Origin of the sequence: Pararhodobacter sp. CCB-MM2 (genome assembly GCF_001691415.1) — a bacterium.
In the GTDB taxonomy this organism is placed as follows: Bacteria; Pseudomonadota; Alphaproteobacteria; order Rhodobacterales; family Rhodobacteraceae; genus Pararhodobacter.
The window spans coordinates 88,610-104,308 of sequence record NZ_LRRR01000006.1 but is presented as its reverse complement, the minus strand read 5'-3'; the positions used below and the strand labels follow the sequence as shown (position 1 = coordinate 104,308).

Below are 15,699 nucleotides of genomic sequence, written 5' to 3'. Positions count from 1 at the left end.
CCGGTTGTTGCGGCGCGGCGGCACCAGAATAAGGGCGGTCGGATCAACCGGCCGGGGACGGGAACCGAACCATGTTCAGAACGATACACAAGGCGATCCACGGCGTTGCCTGGCTGATGGCCGTTATCGGCGGGCTGACCCTCGCCATCCTCATCCTGATGATCTGCCTGTCGATCCTGGGCCGCGAGGCCTCGGACCTGCTGCACTCCGCGTGGATGCAATCGACCGCGCCGGGGCTGGCGCAGTCGCTGCTCGATGCCGGTGTCGGCCCGATCTACGGGGATTATGAACTCGTCGTCGCGGGCATGGCCTTCTCGGTCTTCTGCTTCCTCGGCTGGTGTCAGATCACCGCCGGTCACGCGACCGTCGACGTGTTCACCGCCAGCCTGAGCCAGCAAAAACTGCGCTGGCTGCAGATGTTCATCGAGATCCTGTTTGCCGTGGCGCTCGTCTATGTGGCGATCCAGCTCTACGAGGGCATGACAACCCTGCAACGCCGCCGCTCGACGACCTTCCTTCTGCAGTATCCGCTGTGGTGGAACTATGCCGTGGCGCTCGTCCCCGCCATCGCCACCGCCGTCATTGCCGTCTACATGGCGATCGTCCGGATCGTCGAGGCCTTCACCAACCAGACCCTCGTCGCCAGCGCCGGAGCAGACCATTGAGCAACCTTGCGATCGGACTTCTGTCCTTCCCGGTCCTGCTGGGCCTGATCTTCGTCCGCGTGCCGATCGGCCTGTCAATGTTCGTCACCGGTTTCGCCGGCTACTGGATCATCGACGGCTCGACCCGCGTGCCCATGGCGCAGCTGAAGAACGCCGCCTATTCGACCTTCGCCAGTGAATCCTTGGCCGTGGTGCCGATGTTCCTGCTGATGGGCTATTTCGCCACCATCGGCGGCATGTCGAAGGCGCTGTTCAAGGCGGCCGAGGCCTTCGTCGGCCATCGCAAGGGCGGGGTCGGCATCGCCGCCGTCGCCTCCTGCGCGGGGTTCGGCGCGATCTGCGGCTCGTCCCTCGCCACCGCCGCCACCATGGGCCGCGTCGCCCTGCCCGAGCTGAAGCGCTTCGGCTATGACGGCGGCATCTCGACCGCGCTTCTGGCAGCGGGCGGCACTTTGGGCATCCTGATCCCGCCCTCGGTCGTGCTGGTGATCTATGCCATCCTCGCCGAGCAGAACATCGCCAAGCTGTTCCTTGCGGCCTTCGCGCCGGGCATCCTTGCCGCCATCGGCTACATGATCGTCATCTCGGTCTATGTCCGCCTCTACCCCGAACGCGCCGGCACCGCCGAGCGCGTCCCGATGGCCGAGCGCTTCAAGCTGCTGTGGCAGGTCTGGCCGGTGCTGCTGGTCTTCCTCGCCGTGGTCGGCGGCATCTATGGCGGTGTCTTCACGCCCACCGAAGGCGCGGCCGTCGGTGCGCTGGGCACGGGCCTGATTGCGCTGGCCAACCGCGGGCTGAACTTCAAGACCATGCTCGAGAGCTTCACCTCGACCGCGCGGTCCTCGGCGATGATCTTCTTCATCGTCTTCGGCGCGGCCTTCTACAACGGCTTCCTCGCCCGGACGCAGGTTCCCAACGCGCTGAGCGAATGGGTGGTCAGCCTCGGCCTGCCGCCGGTCGCGGTGCTGCTGCTGATCCTTGCGATTTACCTCGTGCTGGGCTGCGTCATGGACAGCCTGTCGATGATCCTGCTGACCATCCCGATCTTCTTCCCGATGATGATGGCGCTCGATTTCGGCATGTCGCCCGAGCATGTGGCGATCTGGTTCGGCATCCTCGTGCTGATCGTGGTGGAGACCGGCTTGATCACGCCACCCGTGGGGATGAACCTGTTCATCATCAACGCGATGGACCGCAAGACGCCGATGACCCACACCTACAAGGCCGTGTCGTGGTTCGTCATGTCGGACCTGATCCGCGTCGGCATCCTCGTGGCCTTCCCGGCGATCACGTTGTTCCTGATCCCCTGACCTTGGGTCCGAGGACGGATGTTGCGGGGGCCTTTGGGTCCCCGTTTCCATTGCGGTCTGTCGCCAGAATCCTTGACACGAAAACAGTTATGTCTTGTAATCAATATCAAGCATAACCTTGGGAGGGGTTTCATGAACATCGACGGACAGATTGCCCTTGTGACGGGCGGTGGCAGCGGTCTGGGCGCGGCAACGGCCCGCCTTCTGGCCTCGCGTGGGGCCAAGGTTGCCGTGCTGGACTTCGACCTCGCCCGCGCCGAAGCCGTCGCCGCCGAGATCGGCGGTCTGGCCGTGCAGGCCGATGTGGGCGATGCTGCTGCCGTCGAAGCCGCCTTCGCCCGCGTCGAGGAAGGCCTCGGCGCGATGCCCCGCGTTGCCGTGAACTGCGCCGGGATCGGTGTCGCCGCGCGCATCGTCGGGCGTGAGGGGAAGCTCTCCATCGACCTGTTCGAGAAGGTGATCCGCGTCAATCTGATCGGCTCCTACAATGTCATGTCCTATGCCGTGCGCGGCATGCAGGCGCAGGATCCGCTGGAGGGGGGCGAGCGTGGCGTGGTGATCAACACCGCCTCCGCCGCCTATCAGGACGGTCAGGTCGGTCAGGCGGCCTATTCGGCCTCTAAGGGCGGGATCGCCGCCATGTCGCTGCCCGCCGCGCGGGAACTGGCGCGGTCGGGCATCCGGGTGATGGCCATCGCGCCGGGCCTGTTCAACACGCCGATGATGGAAAGCCTGCCCGAGGAGACGACGCGCCAGATCGTCGCCAACATCCCCTTCCCGGACCGGCTGGGGCATCCGTCGGAATACGGCCTGATGGTCGCGCAGATCGTCGAGAACCCGTATCTGAACGGCGAGGTGATCCGCCTCGACGGCGCCACCCGCCTGCCGCCGCGCTGATGGGCGACAGCCCGGCCGATTCCAGTTTGCGGGCCTTCATGGGCTACGACATGAAGCGCGCGTTCACGGCGATCCAGTCGGATGTGAACGCGACGCTTCAGCCCTTTGGCCTGCGGATGCTGACCTTCTCGGTCCTGACGGTGATCCGCGACAACCCCGGCCTGCGGCAATCGCGGCTGGCCGAGGTTCTGATGATCGAGCGTCCCAATCTGGTGCTGATCCTCGACGAGCTCGAGGGGATGGATCTGGTGACGCGCACCCGCGCCCGCGACGACCGGCGCGCTTACGAATTGAAGGTCACGCTGAAGGGGCGGCGCTTGTGCGACCGCGCCGGTCAGGCCGTGGCCGAGCATGATGCCCGCATGGCGCGGGGGCTGAGCGCTGAGGAACGCGCAGCCCTGCACCGCGCCTTGCGGCAGATCGAATCGAACGGGAGGAGTTCGGATGACGCAGGGGAAATATCGCGCCCATAAGGCGCTGCGCGAGGATCGCCCGGATGGCTCGATCCTGCTGACCAGTGGCTGGCCCCTTGGCCCGGTGGTGCGCTGCTCTACCGATTGGCTGGAGCATTGGGCCGCCGAGGCACCGGACCGCATCTTCGTGGCCGAACGCCAGGGCCCCGGCTGGCGCGAGGTCACCTATGCGAAGGCGCTGGCGCAGGTGAAGGCCATTGCCGCCTCGCTGGCCGCGCGCGGGATGGGGGCTGAGACGCCGATCCTGATCATCAGCGGCAACGGTGTCGACCACGCGCTGCTGACGCTCGCCGCGCAGTATATCGGCGTGCCGACGGTCCCGGTGGCCGAGCAATACGCCCTCATTCCCGGCGCGCATCCGGTGCTGGAGCGTATCGCCGGCATGATCGCGCCGCGCATGGTCTTCGCCGACGACGCCATCCGCTACGGCCCCGCGCTGGCCCTGCCGGTGTTCGATGGCTGCGAGAAGGTGGTCAGCAACGGCGACATCGGCACGCCCTTCGCGGAACTGCTGGCCGGTGAGGGCGATGTGAGCGCGCTCAATGCCAAGGTCGGGCCGGATACCGTGGCGAAATACCTGCTGACCTCGGGCTCGACCTCGCATCCCAAGGGCGTGGTCACCACGCAGCGGATGATGTGCGTCAATCAGGCGATGCTCAGCGTGGCCTTCCCCTTCCTGTCGGCCAAGCCTCCGGTGCTGCTGGACTGGCTGCCGTGGAACCACGTCTTCGGCGGCTCGCATAATTTCAACCTCGTGCTGTCGAATGGCGGGACGCTCTATATCGACAACGGCAAGCCCACCCCCGCGCTGGCCGCGCATACGATCGAGAACCTGCGGATGGTCTCGCCCACCATCGCCTTCAACGTGCCGGTCGGCTTCGCCGTCCTGCGCGACGCGATGAAGGAGGACGAGGCGCTCAAGCGGCAGTATTTCCAGAATCTCGACATGCTGTTCTATGCTGGTGCCTCCTTGCCGCAGGATGTCTGGGCGGATCTGGAGGCGATGGCGCATGAGGTGCGGGGCGAGATGCCGCTCTTCAACTCCAGCTGGGGCCTGACCGAAACCGCCCCCGCCGCGCTGCTGCAATACGAGTTCACCGACCAGTCGGGCATCATCGGCGTGCCGCTGCCCGAGGTGACGGTGAAGCTGGTGCCGGCGGATGACGACAACCGCTTCGAGGTCCGTGTGAAGGGCGACACGATCACGCCGGGTTACCTCAACGACCCCGAGAAGACCGCCGAGGCCTTCGACGACGAGGGCTATTTCATCACCGGCGACGCGATGCGCTTCGTCGATCCCGCCGACATTGCGAAGGGGATGAAATTCGACGGCCGGATTGCCGAGGAGTTCAAGCTCAACACCGGCACTTGGGTCCGCGCGGCGGGTCTGCGGCTGGAGGTTCTGGGCAAGCTGAAGGGCCTCGCGCAGGACGTGGTGCTGACCGGCGCCGACCGCGCGGAAGTGGGTGTGATGATCGTCCCGACCGAGGCCCTGCGCGCGGGTGCCACGGACCATGACGGCGCGCTGGCGGTGACGCAGGCCGCCGAGATCGCCGCCCGTCTGAAACCCGGCCCGAACGAGGGCTCGGCCCATGCCATCCGTCGCGCGCAGGTGCTGCGCGATCCGCCCTCGATGGCCGAAGGCGAGATCACCGCGAAAGGCAACCTCAACTTCCGCAAGCTTCTGATGACGCGCGCGGCTCTGCTGGACCGGCTCTATGACGATGCCGACCCGGCGACGATCAAGGTCTGACGACATGGCCCTCGGCTACATCCCCTATGGCGGCTATTGGTCGTCACCCTTCGCGCGTTGGCAGGGCGCCTTCGCCCACCTCCATTCGGTGCATTTCGCCGCCCATGTGGCGAAGACGGCGCTGGCGGCTCGCGGCCTCTCGCCCGAGGTCTTCGACTATTGCGCCTATGGCTACACGGTCATCCAGCCCAACATCTTCTACGGCGCGCCCTGGTATTCCGCGCTGATCGGTGCCGAGCATCTGCCCGGCCCGACGCTGGACCAAGCCTGCGCCACCGGGCCCCGGCTGCTGGCGACGGCGGCGGGCGAGATCGCCCTCGGTAATGCCGGCGTGGCGCTGCTGGCGGCGGGGGATCGTTTGTCGAACGGCGCGCATGTCTACTACCCCGCGCCCTCCGGGCCGGGGGGCACCGGGGCGTCCGAGAACTGGGTGCTGGACAGCTTCAACCATGATCCTTGGGCCAAGAACGCGATGGTCGACACGGCCGAGAATGTCGCGCGGCGCGAAGAGATCGGCACCGAGGAGCAGCATGAACTGGTGATCCATCGCCATGCCCAATACCAGCAGGCCTTGGCCGAGGACCGCGCCTTCCAGCGCCGCTACATGGCGGATCTGGAACTGCCGGATGCGAGCTTCCGCAAGGTGGTCGGGACCATCTCGGGCGATCAGGGCATCCAGCCGGTGAACCCCGAGAAGATGGCCAAACTGAAGCCGGTGCGCGAGGGTGGGACGGTGACGTTTGCAGGTCAGACCCATCCGGCGGATGGCAATGCGGGGCTGGTGCTCTGTGCCGAAGCCGGGCGCGCGGCGGAGTTGGGGAGGGCTGGCGGGCCGAAAGTCTCGCTTCTGGCGGTGACGCAGGCGCGAGAGGAGAAGGGCTTCATGCCCGCCGCCCCGATCAAGGCGACAAGGCGCGCGTTGGATCAGTTGGGGATCGGGATCGGCGAGATCGACGCGATCAAGTCGCACAACCCTTTCGCGGTCAACGACATCGCCTTCGCCCGCGCCTTCGGGATCGATTGGCGGGGGATGAACAATTACGGCTCGTCGCTGATCTGGGGGCATCCGCAGGGGCCGACCGGGCTGCGCGGGGTGATCGAGCTGATCGAGGAGCTGGAGATGCGCGGCGGCGGCACGGGGTTGTTCCAGGGCTGTGCGGCGGGCGATTCCGCGATGGCGGTGGTGATCCGCGTCGAATGAGGGGCGCAAAGGTGGGGTGAAACCCCACCCTACGCGGGACGGGCCCGGGACAAGCCGAAGGCGCCGGGCCAGCGCCGGCCCGTCCCCACGGGCTGGCGCTTTGGAAGCCGCCTGCGCCGAACGGAGGTTTAGCGGATGCGGCGAGATAAAGCGCTCCGCACCACTGTTGCAGCGCCATCCCACGGGCCACCGCTGTCCCGGCACCCCACCCTTGTGACCCCATGCCGGGTTTCCTTTCGCCGGCCTTGGCGCTAAGCCTGCTTGACCCATATGCATGCTTTCACCGCACAGGCCGACCGATGACGCAAGACCTCGCCCAAGCCCTTCTCGACGCCGCCCGCAAGGCCGGTGCCGATGCCGCCGATGCGCTGGTGATCGACGGCACCGCCGTCTCGATCGACGTGCGCGAGGGCCGTCTGGAACATGCCGAACGCGCCGAGGGGCTGGATATCGGCCTGCGCGTGCTGGTCGGGCGGCGTCAGGCCTGCGTGTCCTCCTCGGATGCGAAGCCCGCCACCTTGGCGATGATGGCCGAACGCGCCGTCGCCATGGCCAAGGAAGCGCCCGAGGATCCCTATGCCGGCCTCGCAGACCCTGACCAGCTGAGCGCCCGCCGCGATGCCGAGGGGCTGGAGCTGGTGGACCTCTCGCCCGAGCCCGAACCCGCCGAGCTGGAAGAAGACGCCCGCCGCGCCGAGGCCGCCGCGCGCGGTGTCGCCGGGATCAGCCAGATCGATCAGACGGGCGCCAGCTATTCGCGCCGCACGATCCACCTCGCCGCCTCCAACGGTTTCGCGGGCGGCTATGCGCGGACCTCGCGCAACACCTCCTGCGTCGCGATCACCGGCGAGGGGACGGGGATGGAGCGCGATTGGGCGTCCGAAAGCCGCATCTTCCAGGCCGATCTGCCCAGCCCCGAGAGCATCGGCGTGGAGGCCGGCGAGCGGGCCGCCGCGCGCAAGGGCAGCCGCAAGCCCCCTTCGGGCAGCTTCCCGGTGCTCTATGATGAGCGCATCTCCGCCTCGCTGATCGGGCATCTGACCTCGGCGATCAACGGCACCTCCATCTCGCGCGGGGCCAGCTGGCTGCGTGACGCGATGGGGAAGGCGGTGCTGCCTGCGGGCTTCACCCTGACCGAGGATCCCCTGCGCATCCGCATCGCCGGTACGCGCCCCTTCGATGCCGAGGGGCTGCCGACCGGCCAGCGCGCTCTGGTCGAGGACGGGGTGCTGCAGGGCTGGGTGCTGGACCTCGGCACGGCGCGGAAACTGGGGCTGCAAAGCACCTCGAACGCGACGCGCGGCCCCTCGGCCCCGCCCTCGCCGAGCCTGTCGAACCTGACGCTGACGCCGGGTGCCGCCAGCCGTGCCGACCTCATCCGCGACATGGGCACCGGCCTTCTGGTCACCTCGCTCATCGGCTCGACGATCAACCCGACCACGGGCGACTATTCGCGCGGGGCGTCGGGTTTCTGGGTCGAGAACGGGCAGATCGCCTATCCGGTCAACGAATGCACCATCGCCGGCAATCTGCGCGACATGCTGATGCGCATGATTGCCGCCAATGACGCGCGCCAGCACCTGTCGACGAGGGTGCCGTCGCTCCTGGTCGAGGGGCTGACGATTGCCGGCGCTTGAGGGCGACAGAGACGACCTGCTGCTGCTGATCGAAGCGGCGCTCTCCGCGGGCGAGATCGCCAAGCGGCATTTCCGCAATGCGCCCAAGGTCTGGGACAAGGGCGACGGGCAGGGCCCGGTGACCGAAGCCGACCTTGAGGTGAACGAACACCTGCACGCCGTGCTGGCGAAGGCGCGGCCCGATTACGGCTGGCTCAGCGAGGAGAGCAACCCTCTGGGCAACCTCGCGCGGCTGAAGCATGACAGTGTCTTCGTCGTGGACCCGATCGACGGCACCCGCGCCTTCATCGACGGCCAGCCCGGTTTCGCCCATGCCTTGGCTGTGGTGCGCGGCGGAGAGCCGGTCGCGGCGGCGGTGCATCTGCCGGAGCTGGGCCTGACCTATGGCGCGGTGCTGGGTGGCGGGGCCACGCTGAACAGCAAGCCGGTGACGGTCTCGGACCCCGATCTGAGCGACCGCCCGACGATGCTGGCCGCGCGCCCGGCCTTTGATCCGATCCTCTGGCCCGGCGGCATGCCCGAGGTGAAGCGCGAGTTCCGGCCCTCTCTGGCGTGGCGGCTGTCGCTGGTGGGCGAGGGGCGGTTCGATTCCATGCTGACGATCCGCGACGCCTGGGATTGGGACATCGCCGGCGCCGCGCTGATCGCCACCGAGGCCGGTGCGCGTGTGACCGACCGCCTTGGCCGCAAGCTGCGCTTCAACCGGACCGAGGCGAAGAACGCCGGTGTCGTCGCCGCCGGTCCCCGCCTGCATGCCGCGCTGATGGCCGGTCTGACGGGCGCGAAGGACCGGGGATGATGTCGCGCGGGATCTGGCTGCATGCGACCGAGCCCGCTCTGGTTCCGGCGCTGCGTGTGCTGGAGGACCACCTGACGGAGCGTCGCGATTGCCCGCCGGTGCATGTCACGGGCGAGCCCGGCGATCTGCTGCCCGAGGACGATCTGCGGGGCCTCGACGCGGCCTTTGACACGGTCGCCCCGGCGCTGCTGGTGTTGGCCGGTGACCGCCTGCCGGTGCCGATGATCGACCGGGCGCGGGCGCGGGGTGTCGGCGTGATGCTGGTCGATTGCGCCGATCCGCAACTCTCGGGCGGGTTTCGGCTTTTGCGTCGGAACCCGCGCGCGACCCTGTCCAAACTGGCCGAGATCCATACCCGCGATGCGATCAGTGCCAACCAGCTGGAGCGCAGCCTGAAAGGCGCGGTGCCGATCCTGCCCAGCGGTGCGCTGGCCCGCCATGGTGCGGTGCCCGGTTGCAACATGCTGGAGCTGGGCGCCCTGCGCGACAGTATCGGCGCGCGCCCGGTGTGGTTCGCGCAGGATGTGCCGGCCAGCGAGATCGACGCGGTGTTTCTGGCCCATTCCCACGCCCTGCGGCGCGCGCATCGGCTGCTCATGATCCTTGAGCCGCGCGACATGGCCGAGGGCGAGGCCATCGCCCGCCGAGCCGGCGAGGTCGGGTTTCTTTCGGCGCAGCGCGCTTCCGAGGACGAGATCGCCGAGACGACGCAGGTCTATGTGGCCGATCTGGGCGACGATCCCGGCCTGTTCCTGCGGCTGGCCCCGGTCAGCTATCTGGGCGGCTCGCTGACGCGGGGGGCGGGGACGGGCTCGCCGATCCTGCCGGCGGCTCTGGGCTCGGCGCTGGTGTTCGGCCCGCACGGGGATGCCTCGGCGCGGGCGTTGATGGACCGGCTGCGCTTCATGGGGGCGGGGCGGCAGATCGAAGGGGCCAGCGACCTTGGCCCGGCGATCAGTACGCTTTTATCGCCGGAAGCAGGGGCCGAGGCGGCGTTGAAGGCCTGGACCTTGGCCACCGAGGGTGAGGAGGCGACGCAGGCCGTCGCCAAGGCGGTGATCGCCTGGATCAACTTGCACGCCCCGCAGGGCGAGGGAGGCCCGGCATGAAGGCGCCGCTTTTCTGGAGGAACCCGCCCGAGCGCCCCGGTTGGCAGGCGCGGCTGCTGGCGCCGTTGGGTTGGCTCTATGCGGCGGCCACGGCGCGGCGGGGGGCGAAGGATGGCTATGCCGCCTCGGTGCCCGTGATCTGCGTCGGCAACTTGAATGCGGGCGGCACGGGCAAGACGCCGACGGTGATCGCGCTGATGCAGGCCCTGTCGGCGAAGGGGCTGTCGGTGGCGGTCGTCTCGCGCGGCTATGGCGGCTCGCTGGAGGGGCCGGTCGCGGTGTCCGAGCGGGAACACACGGCGGCGCAGGTTGGGGACGAGCCGCTGCTCATGGCGGCTTTCGGGCCGGTCTTCGTGGCCAAGGATCGCGCGGCGGGGGTGAAGGCGGCCGAGGCCGCGGGCGCGCAGGTGGTGCTGCTGGATGACGGGTTCCAGAATCCGGGCGTGGTGAAGACCGCTTCGGTGGTGGTGGTTGATGCGCAGGTCGGCTTCGGCAATGCGCGCTGCATCCCGGCCGGGCCCTTGCGCGAGCCGGTGGGGGCGGGGCTGAAGCGCGCGCAGGCGGTTTTGGCGATCGGGCCCGAGGCGGCACAGGAGCGGTTCGCGGCGGAATGGGGCGGGCGGCTGGGCGGCGTGTCGCTGTTCACCGGCTCGCTGGAGCCGCTGAACACGGGCATGCATTGGACCGGGTTGCGGGTGCTGGCCTTTGCCGGGATCGGACGGCCAGAGAAATTCTTCGAGTCTTTGCGAAATACAGGGGCGAATGTCGTCCGGACGCAGGCGCTGAGCGATCACCAGCCGCTGACCTCGGCGCTTTATGCGCGGCTCGATGCCGAGGCGCGGCGCGAGAAGGCGCAGCTGGTGACGACCGAGAAGGACGCAGTTCGCTTGCCTACGGCGCAACGGCGGCAGGTGCTGACGCTGCCAGTGCGGTTGCAGATTGCCGATGAGGCGGGGTTCCTCAGGGCGCTGGGCATGGTGGGGTGAAACCCCACCCTACGGGTCACAGCCCGGCCTTGGCGATTCTGAGCAGCGCTTCGCAATCGGCATGGGCCTCAAGATGGTCGGCGAGCGCTTCGAGCGCCTCCTCGACCCCCGCGGCATAGGACCCATTGCCCGCTGCGGCGCCAAGGCCCTGCAGAAAGGCCGCGCGAAAGCCATCGGCGCTGAAGAGGCCGTGCAGATAGCTGCCCATCACCCGCCCATCCGCGCTGATCGCGCCCTCGGGCTGGCCCTCGACGATGAAGAGGTTGCGCGCGCGGTCCGGGCCCTCGGTCTTGCCGAGATGGATCTCATAGCCCTGCGCGGCCTCGCCCGAGGCGGCATGCACGGCTTCGGTCAGCGTCACGCGCTTGTCCGGCGTCATCACCGTGTCGACGGCGAGAAGGCCGAGGCCCGGCACGGTCGAGGGCGCGCCCTCGATGCCCTCGGGGTCCGAGATCGTCCGGCCGAGCATCTGGTAGCCACCGCAAAGTCCCAGCACTCGCGCGCCCCGGCGCATCGCGGCGGCGAGGTCGATATCCCAGCCCTGCGCGCGGAAATGCGCAAGGTCGGCGATGGTGGATTTCGAGCCGGGGATCAGGATCAGATCGGCCTCGACCGGCAGCGGCAGGCCGGGGGCGATCACCTCGACCGAGACGCCGGGCTCGGCCATCAACGGATCGAGATCGTCGAAATTGGCGATGCGATTGAGTTGTGGCACGACGATGCGGAAGGTGCCCTGACCGCCGGTGCGGCGCAGGTCGGCGGCATCCTCGGCGGGCAGGCGGTGGGCTTGGGTGAACCACGGCAGCACGCCGAGGCCGGCCCAGCCGGTGCGGTCCTGGATCAGCTGGTAGCCGTCGTCGAAGAGGCGCGGATCGCCGCGGAACTTGTTGATCAGGAAGCCCTTGATCAGCGAATTGTCGGCCGCGTCCAGCACCGCCTGTGTGCCGACGATCTGGGCGATGACCCCGCCACGGTCGATGTCGCCGGCCAGCACCACCGGCACGCGGGCGGCCTGCGCGAAGCCCATATTGGCGATGTCGCCGGCACGGAGATTGACCTCGGCGGGTGAGCCCGCGCCTTCGACGATGACCAGATCGGCCTCGGATTTGAGACGCTCGAACGAGTCCAGCACCGCGCTCATCAATTGCGGTTTTAGGGCGGAGTATTCTCGAGCCTTGGCGGTGGCGAAGCGTTTGCCCTGCACGATCACCTGCGCGCCGGTCTCGGATTCCGGCTTCAGGAGGATCGGGTTCATATGCACCGAGGGCGCGACGCCACAGGCCAGCGCCTGCAGCGCCTGCGCGCGGCCGATCTCGGCCCCGTCGGGGGTGACGGCGGCATTGTTCGACATGTTCTGCGGCTTGAACGGGCGGACGGTGAGGCCGCGGCGGGCGAAGACGCGGCAGAAGCCGGCGACCAGCAGGGATTTCCCCACGTTCGAGCCTGCGCCCTGGATCATCACTGTCGCTGTCATCGCGTCACCCCGGTCGTTTTCCTCGTGTTAGCGGGGGCGAAGGGAGGGGGCTAGCCCCCTCGGCGCGGACGCGCCTCACCCCCAGGATATTTGGGGAGCAAAGATGGGGTCAGGTGATCTGCAGGGTGAGGGGGGGCAGGTCGGGGCCTTCGATGATCGTGGTCCAGCTTTCGCCGAGGGCGATCGGTAGCGCGCGCGTGAGGGTGCCGGTGGAGATGATCCAGCCGGCGGGCAGCAGGTCATCGCCGCGTTGCTCGACAAGGTCGGCCAGCGCGGCGAGGGGCCCGCCGCCGAGGACGTTCGAGGCATGGCCGTGGTCCATCGTCTCTCCGTCGCGCATCAGGCGGACGTCGAGCGTGGCGAGGGCGGTCAGGGCCTCGGGCGTGGCGCCGATGAAGGTGCCGGTGCGCAGCGCGCCGTGCAGGGCGCCGGCGGCGACGGTGTCGGGGGCGCGGAAGCGCCAGCCGGGGAAGGGGCTGTCGACGATTTCGAACGAGCGGGCGATGCCGTCCACGCAGGCCATGAGCGCGGCGCGGTCCATGCCGGGGCGGGGCGAGGCGCCGAGGCGCAGGGCGATCTCGGGTTCGATCTTTGGCTCGATGAACGCACTGGCGGCGATGGGTCCCTCGCCCCAGGTCGTGTCGAAGACCGGGCCGTGGATCGGTGCGTGGACGTTGTATTCGTCCCAGATCGTCGTGTTGGTGAAGCCGGTCTTCACGCCGACGACCTTGGCGCCGCGGCGCAGGCGGGTCGCGGTCAGTTCGGCCTGTGCCGCGTAGGCCTTGGTCAGGTCGAAGCCGGGGTCGGAGTCAGTGATCGGGGCCATCGGCTGGCGATGGTCGAGGGCGTGGAGAATGGCGTCGGCGATGGTGATCATGCCGGAGCGTCGCCCATCCGCCGTGCCATGTCCAGCATCCGGCAGGAGAAGCCCCATTCGTTGTCGTACCAGCCGAAGACGCGGATCAGGCCGACGCCGGTGACGCGGGTCTCGGGCAGGGCCATGACGATCGATTCGGGCCGCGCGCGCAGGTCCGAGGAGACGAGCGGCTTCTCGGTCCAGCCGATCACCCCGCCGGCGTGGCGCAGGACTTCCTGCACGGCCTCGACGCCCACGCGGTGCTCGGGCACGACGCAGAGATCGACGGCCGAGACGCTGGCGGTCGGAACGCGGACGGCGGCGCATTCGATGACCCCGGCGAGGTCGGGCAACACGCGGTCCAGAAGGCGGCCGGCGGAGGTGGTGGTCGGCACCATCGACAAAGCGGCGGCGCGGTTGCGGGCGGGGTCCGAGGAGCGCGGCGCGTCCACCGTCGGCTGCGAGCCGGTGTAGCAATGGATCGTGGTCATCCAGCCGGCGGTGATGCCGAAGGCCTCGTGCAGCGCGCGGGCGAGGGGGGCAAGCGCGTTGGTGGTGCAGGAGGCGTTGGAGACGATTTTCAGATCGGGCGTCAGAAGGTGATCGTTCGCGCCCAGCACCAGCGTGGCATCGGCGGCGTCCGAGGGGCCGGAGATCAGCACGCGGGCGGCGCCGGCCTTGAGGCCGCGTTCGGCCACGTCGCGGCTGTCGGTCTTGCCGGTGCATTCCAGCACCAGATCGACGCCCGACAGGTCCAGCGTCGAGATGTCCGGCGTATGGGTCAACGGCAGGCGGTGGCCTTGGGCAATCAGCACCTCGCCGTCCAGCGCGATGCCGTCCAAGGGGCCGAAGACGCTGTCGAATTCGAAGAGATAGGCACAGGTCTCGGCATTGGCGATGTCGTTGATGCCGACGATCTGAAGCTCCGGCCATTGGCCCTTGAGCCAGGCGCGCAGAACCGTGCGCCCGATCCGCCCGAACCCGTTGATCATCACCCGCATGGTACCGCTCCCGGAAGGTCTGCGGCTTTAGCTAGGCCTGTTTTGATCAAATCTCAAGCCGGGTCAGTAGGCCTTGCCGCGCGCGGTGACGGGCCAGAGGCATTCGACCGTGCCGCCCCGGAGGCCAACATACCAATCGTGCAGGTTGCAGGTCGGGTCGCAATGGCCGGGGACCAGCTTCAGCCGGTCGCCGACGCGCAAGCGGTCCTGCGGGTCGTCGATATTGCCGTGCTCATCGGAACAGGTGACGTAGCGCAGATCGTCGCGACCCCAGATCTCGGGCAGGCCGCTATCCACGGATTGCACTTTCAGCCCGGCATCGACCACGGCGAGGCCGGGGCGGGGTTTGCTCATCACGCTGGTCAGAAGGAACAGCGCGTTCTCGAAGCGCACATCGAGACGCGCTCCGTCCTGCATCAACACTCGGCCGTAATCCGCGTCCATGAAGGCGTAGGAGCCGCATTGCAGCTCGGTATAGATCCCTGAGGCGGTCTCCAGCTCATAGCTGCCGGTGCCGCCGCCGGTGACGGTCTCGATTGTGAAACCGGCCTCGGTCAGGGCGTTGAGCGTGGCGCGGGTGGCGGCGACGGTGACATCGCTGCGGGCCTTGCGGTCTTCATGCGTGGCGAGGTGCTGCATCCCGCCATTGTAGGCCTGCAAGCCAGCGAAGCGCAGGCCGGGGGCGGCGGTGATGGCCTGGGCCAGCGCAACGGCACCTTCAGGCGAGGTGACCCCGCAGCGACCGGCGCCGCCTTCCAACTCAATCAGGCAGTCGAGCGATGTGCCGTGGCGCTGGGTGGCCTCGGAGAGCTCGGCCACGGTGGCGGGATCGTCAACGCAGACGGCGACCGTGGCGCCCGAGAGGGGCAGGCGGGCGAGCCGGTCGATCTTGCGCGCGCCGCGCACCTCGTTCGAGACCAGCACGTCACGCACACCGGCGCGGACGAAGGCCTCTGCCTCCGAGACCTTCTGGCAGCACAGCCCCGTCGCGCCGCCGATCCGTTGTTGCAGGGCGTAGACATCGGCGGATTTGTGCATCTTGCCATGAACGCGCAGCTTCATCCCGTGGCGCTGCACATACTCCCCCAGCCGCCGCAGGTTCCGCTCCAGCGCGTCGAGATCCAGCACCAGACTGGGCGTCTCGATCTCGGCCTCGGTCAAGCCGGGCAGGGCGGGGATGTCATAGCCAATCTCAAGACCGTCGAGGGCGCTCATCGCGGGCTCCTGTGTTTGAGGCGCATGGGGCGGCGGAAAGGGGCCGGGGTCAAGACGGGATATTCCTGAGCGCAAGAATCAGGATTGACTCTCCAAAGTGTTTTTGTCAGGAATAGGTCATCGAACAGGAGCAAGCCCATGTCCCTCTACTCGCAACAAGATTTCACCCGCTCGCAACCGGTTGCCTCGGTGCAACTGCCCGTGCATTCGGCCCGCGCCCTGACCAAAGGCGGCACGCAGGCCCAGATCGAACTGGACGGCAAGGTCTATGACCTGCGCATCACCCGCGCCGGCAAGCTGATCCTGACGAAGTAAGACCCCGG

General features: G+C 68.3%; 15 protein-coding genes. 11 read left to right on the top strand and 4 right to left on the bottom strand.

Annotation, left to right across the window (positions count from 1 at the left end):
- The first annotated feature begins 71 nt into the window (after positions 1-71).
- The 10 genes from BCY78_RS08950 to lpxK all read left to right on the top strand — a co-directional run bounded on the left by BCY78_RS08950 (position 72) and on the right by lpxK (position 10,830).
- Positions 72-665 carry a TRAP transporter small permease gene (locus BCY78_RS08950; protein WP_083194919.1) on the top strand — a complete coding sequence of 198 codons (594 nt, stop codon included), beginning with the start codon at positions 72-74 and terminating at the stop codon, positions 663-665.
- Positions 662-1,975: a TRAP transporter large permease gene (locus BCY78_RS08945; protein WP_068300505.1), complete on the top strand. Its 1,314-nt coding sequence runs from the start codon at positions 662-664 to the stop codon at positions 1,973-1,975. Before BCY78_RS08950 ends, BCY78_RS08945 begins: the two co-directional genes overlap by 4 nt.
- A 132-nt stretch (positions 1,976-2,107) precedes the next feature.
- Positions 2,108-2,872, top strand: coding sequence for an SDR family NAD(P)-dependent oxidoreductase (locus BCY78_RS08940; RefSeq protein ID WP_068300500.1), 765 nt, complete (start codon positions 2,108-2,110; stop codon positions 2,870-2,872).
- Positions 2,872-3,345 (top strand): MarR family winged helix-turn-helix transcriptional regulator, encoded by a 474-nt coding sequence (locus tag BCY78_RS08935; RefSeq protein ID WP_068300499.1) that lies wholly within the window; start codon positions 2,872-2,874, stop codon positions 3,343-3,345. Before BCY78_RS08940 ends, BCY78_RS08935 begins: the two co-directional genes overlap by 1 nt.
- On the top strand, positions 3,317-5,098 hold the full coding sequence (locus BCY78_RS08930) for a feruloyl-CoA synthase (protein ID WP_068300498.1): 1,782 nt from the start codon (positions 3,317-3,319) through the stop codon (positions 5,096-5,098). The genes BCY78_RS08935 and BCY78_RS08930 overlap by 29 nt, the downstream gene beginning before the upstream one ends.
- 4 nt (positions 5,099-5,102) lie before the next feature.
- Positions 5,103-6,299: a thiolase family protein gene (locus BCY78_RS08925; RefSeq protein WP_068300496.1), complete on the top strand. Its 1,197-nt coding sequence runs from the start codon at positions 5,103-5,105 to the stop codon at positions 6,297-6,299.
- Positions 6,300-6,598: 299 nt separating this feature from the next.
- Entirely contained in the window at positions 6,599-7,936 is a 1,338-nt protein-coding gene (locus BCY78_RS08920) for a TldD/PmbA family protein (RefSeq protein ID WP_068300494.1), read from the top strand.
- On the top strand, positions 7,923-8,735 hold the full coding sequence (locus BCY78_RS08915; RefSeq protein ID WP_068300491.1) for a 3'(2'),5'-bisphosphate nucleotidase CysQ: 813 nt from the start codon (positions 7,923-7,925) through the stop codon (positions 8,733-8,735). The genes BCY78_RS08920 and BCY78_RS08915 overlap by 14 nt, the downstream gene beginning before the upstream one ends.
- Positions 8,735-9,844: a 3-deoxy-D-manno-octulosonic acid transferase gene (locus tag BCY78_RS08910; RefSeq protein WP_139103123.1), complete on the top strand. Its 1,110-nt coding sequence runs from the start codon at positions 8,735-8,737 to the stop codon at positions 9,842-9,844. The genes BCY78_RS08915 and BCY78_RS08910 overlap by 1 nt, the downstream gene beginning before the upstream one ends.
- A complete protein-coding gene (gene lpxK, locus BCY78_RS08905; RefSeq protein ID WP_068300489.1) occupies positions 9,841-10,830 on the top strand; it encodes a tetraacyldisaccharide 4'-kinase in 990 nt (329 codons plus the stop codon). The genes BCY78_RS08910 and lpxK overlap by 4 nt, the downstream gene beginning before the upstream one ends.
- A gap of 16 nt (positions 10,831-10,846) precedes the next feature.
- Here the strand turns inward: lpxK and BCY78_RS08900 are convergent, their stop codons facing one another.
- The 4 genes from BCY78_RS08900 to BCY78_RS08885 all read right to left on the bottom strand — a co-directional run bounded on the left by BCY78_RS08900 (position 10,847) and on the right by BCY78_RS08885 (position 15,376).
- Positions 10,847-12,304 carry a cobyric acid synthase gene (locus tag BCY78_RS08900; RefSeq protein ID WP_068300488.1) on the bottom strand — a complete coding sequence of 486 codons (1,458 nt, stop codon included), beginning with the start codon at positions 12,302-12,304 and terminating at the stop codon, positions 10,847-10,849.
- Between the two features lie 109 nt (positions 12,305-12,413).
- Positions 12,414-13,181, bottom strand: a complete 768-nt coding sequence (locus BCY78_RS08895; RefSeq protein ID WP_068300486.1) for a 2-keto-4-pentenoate hydratase — start codon at positions 13,179-13,181, stop codon at positions 12,414-12,416.
- Positions 13,178-14,161 carry a type I glyceraldehyde-3-phosphate dehydrogenase gene (locus BCY78_RS08890; RefSeq protein ID WP_068300484.1) on the bottom strand — a complete coding sequence of 328 codons (984 nt, stop codon included), beginning with the start codon at positions 14,159-14,161 and terminating at the stop codon, positions 13,178-13,180. The genes BCY78_RS08895 and BCY78_RS08890 overlap by 4 nt, the downstream gene beginning before the upstream one ends.
- 63 nt (positions 14,162-14,224) lie before the next feature.
- Complete coding sequence (locus BCY78_RS08885) at positions 14,225-15,376, bottom strand: DSD1 family PLP-dependent enzyme (protein ID WP_068300480.1); 1,152 nt, start codon at positions 15,374-15,376, stop codon at positions 14,225-14,227.
- 138 nt (positions 15,377-15,514) lie between these two features.
- On the opposite strand from BCY78_RS08885, the gene hemP reads away from it, so the two are divergent.
- Positions 15,515-15,691: a hemin uptake protein HemP gene (gene hemP, locus BCY78_RS24580; RefSeq protein ID WP_083194918.1), complete on the top strand. Its 177-nt coding sequence runs from the start codon at positions 15,515-15,517 to the stop codon at positions 15,689-15,691.
- Positions 15,692-15,699 lie beyond the last annotated feature (8 nt).

What these genes read in the sequence shown, in the direction of transcription:
- BCY78_RS08950 (WP_083194919.1), top strand. Translation starts at nt 72, where the DNA reads ATGTTCAGAACGATACACAAGGCGATCCACGGCGTTGCCTGGCTGATG.
- BCY78_RS08895 (WP_068300486.1), bottom strand. Translation starts at nt 13,181, where the DNA reads ATGATCACCATCGCCGACGCCATTCTCCACGCCCTCGACCATCGCCAG.
- BCY78_RS08935 (WP_068300499.1), top strand. Translation starts at nt 2,872, where the DNA reads ATGGGCGACAGCCCGGCCGATTCCAGTTTGCGGGCCTTCATGGGCTAC.
- BCY78_RS08910 (WP_139103123.1), top strand. Translation starts at nt 8,735, where the DNA reads ATGTCGCGCGGGATCTGGCTGCATGCGACCGAGCCCGCTCTGGTTCCG.
- BCY78_RS08900 (WP_068300488.1), bottom strand. Translation starts at nt 12,304, where the DNA reads ATGACAGCGACAGTGATGATCCAGGGCGCAGGCTCGAACGTGGGGAAA.
- BCY78_RS08920 (WP_068300494.1), top strand. Translation starts at nt 6,599, where the DNA reads ATGACGCAAGACCTCGCCCAAGCCCTTCTCGACGCCGCCCGCAAGGCC.
- BCY78_RS08890 (WP_068300484.1), bottom strand. Translation starts at nt 14,161, where the DNA reads ATGCGGGTGATGATCAACGGGTTCGGGCGGATCGGGCGCACGGTTCTG.
- BCY78_RS08925 (WP_068300496.1), top strand. Translation starts at nt 5,103, where the DNA reads ATGGCCCTCGGCTACATCCCCTATGGCGGCTATTGGTCGTCACCCTTC.
- BCY78_RS08940 (WP_068300500.1), top strand. Translation starts at nt 2,108, where the DNA reads ATGAACATCGACGGACAGATTGCCCTTGTGACGGGCGGTGGCAGCGGT.
- lpxK (WP_068300489.1), top strand. Translation starts at nt 9,841, where the DNA reads ATGAAGGCGCCGCTTTTCTGGAGGAACCCGCCCGAGCGCCCCGGTTGG.
- BCY78_RS08930 (WP_068300498.1), top strand. Translation starts at nt 3,317, where the DNA reads ATGACGCAGGGGAAATATCGCGCCCATAAGGCGCTGCGCGAGGATCGC.
- BCY78_RS08885 (WP_068300480.1), bottom strand. Translation starts at nt 15,376, where the DNA reads ATGAGCGCCCTCGACGGTCTTGAGATTGGCTATGACATCCCCGCCCTG.
- hemP (WP_083194918.1), top strand. Translation starts at nt 15,515, where the DNA reads ATGTCCCTCTACTCGCAACAAGATTTCACCCGCTCGCAACCGGTTGCC.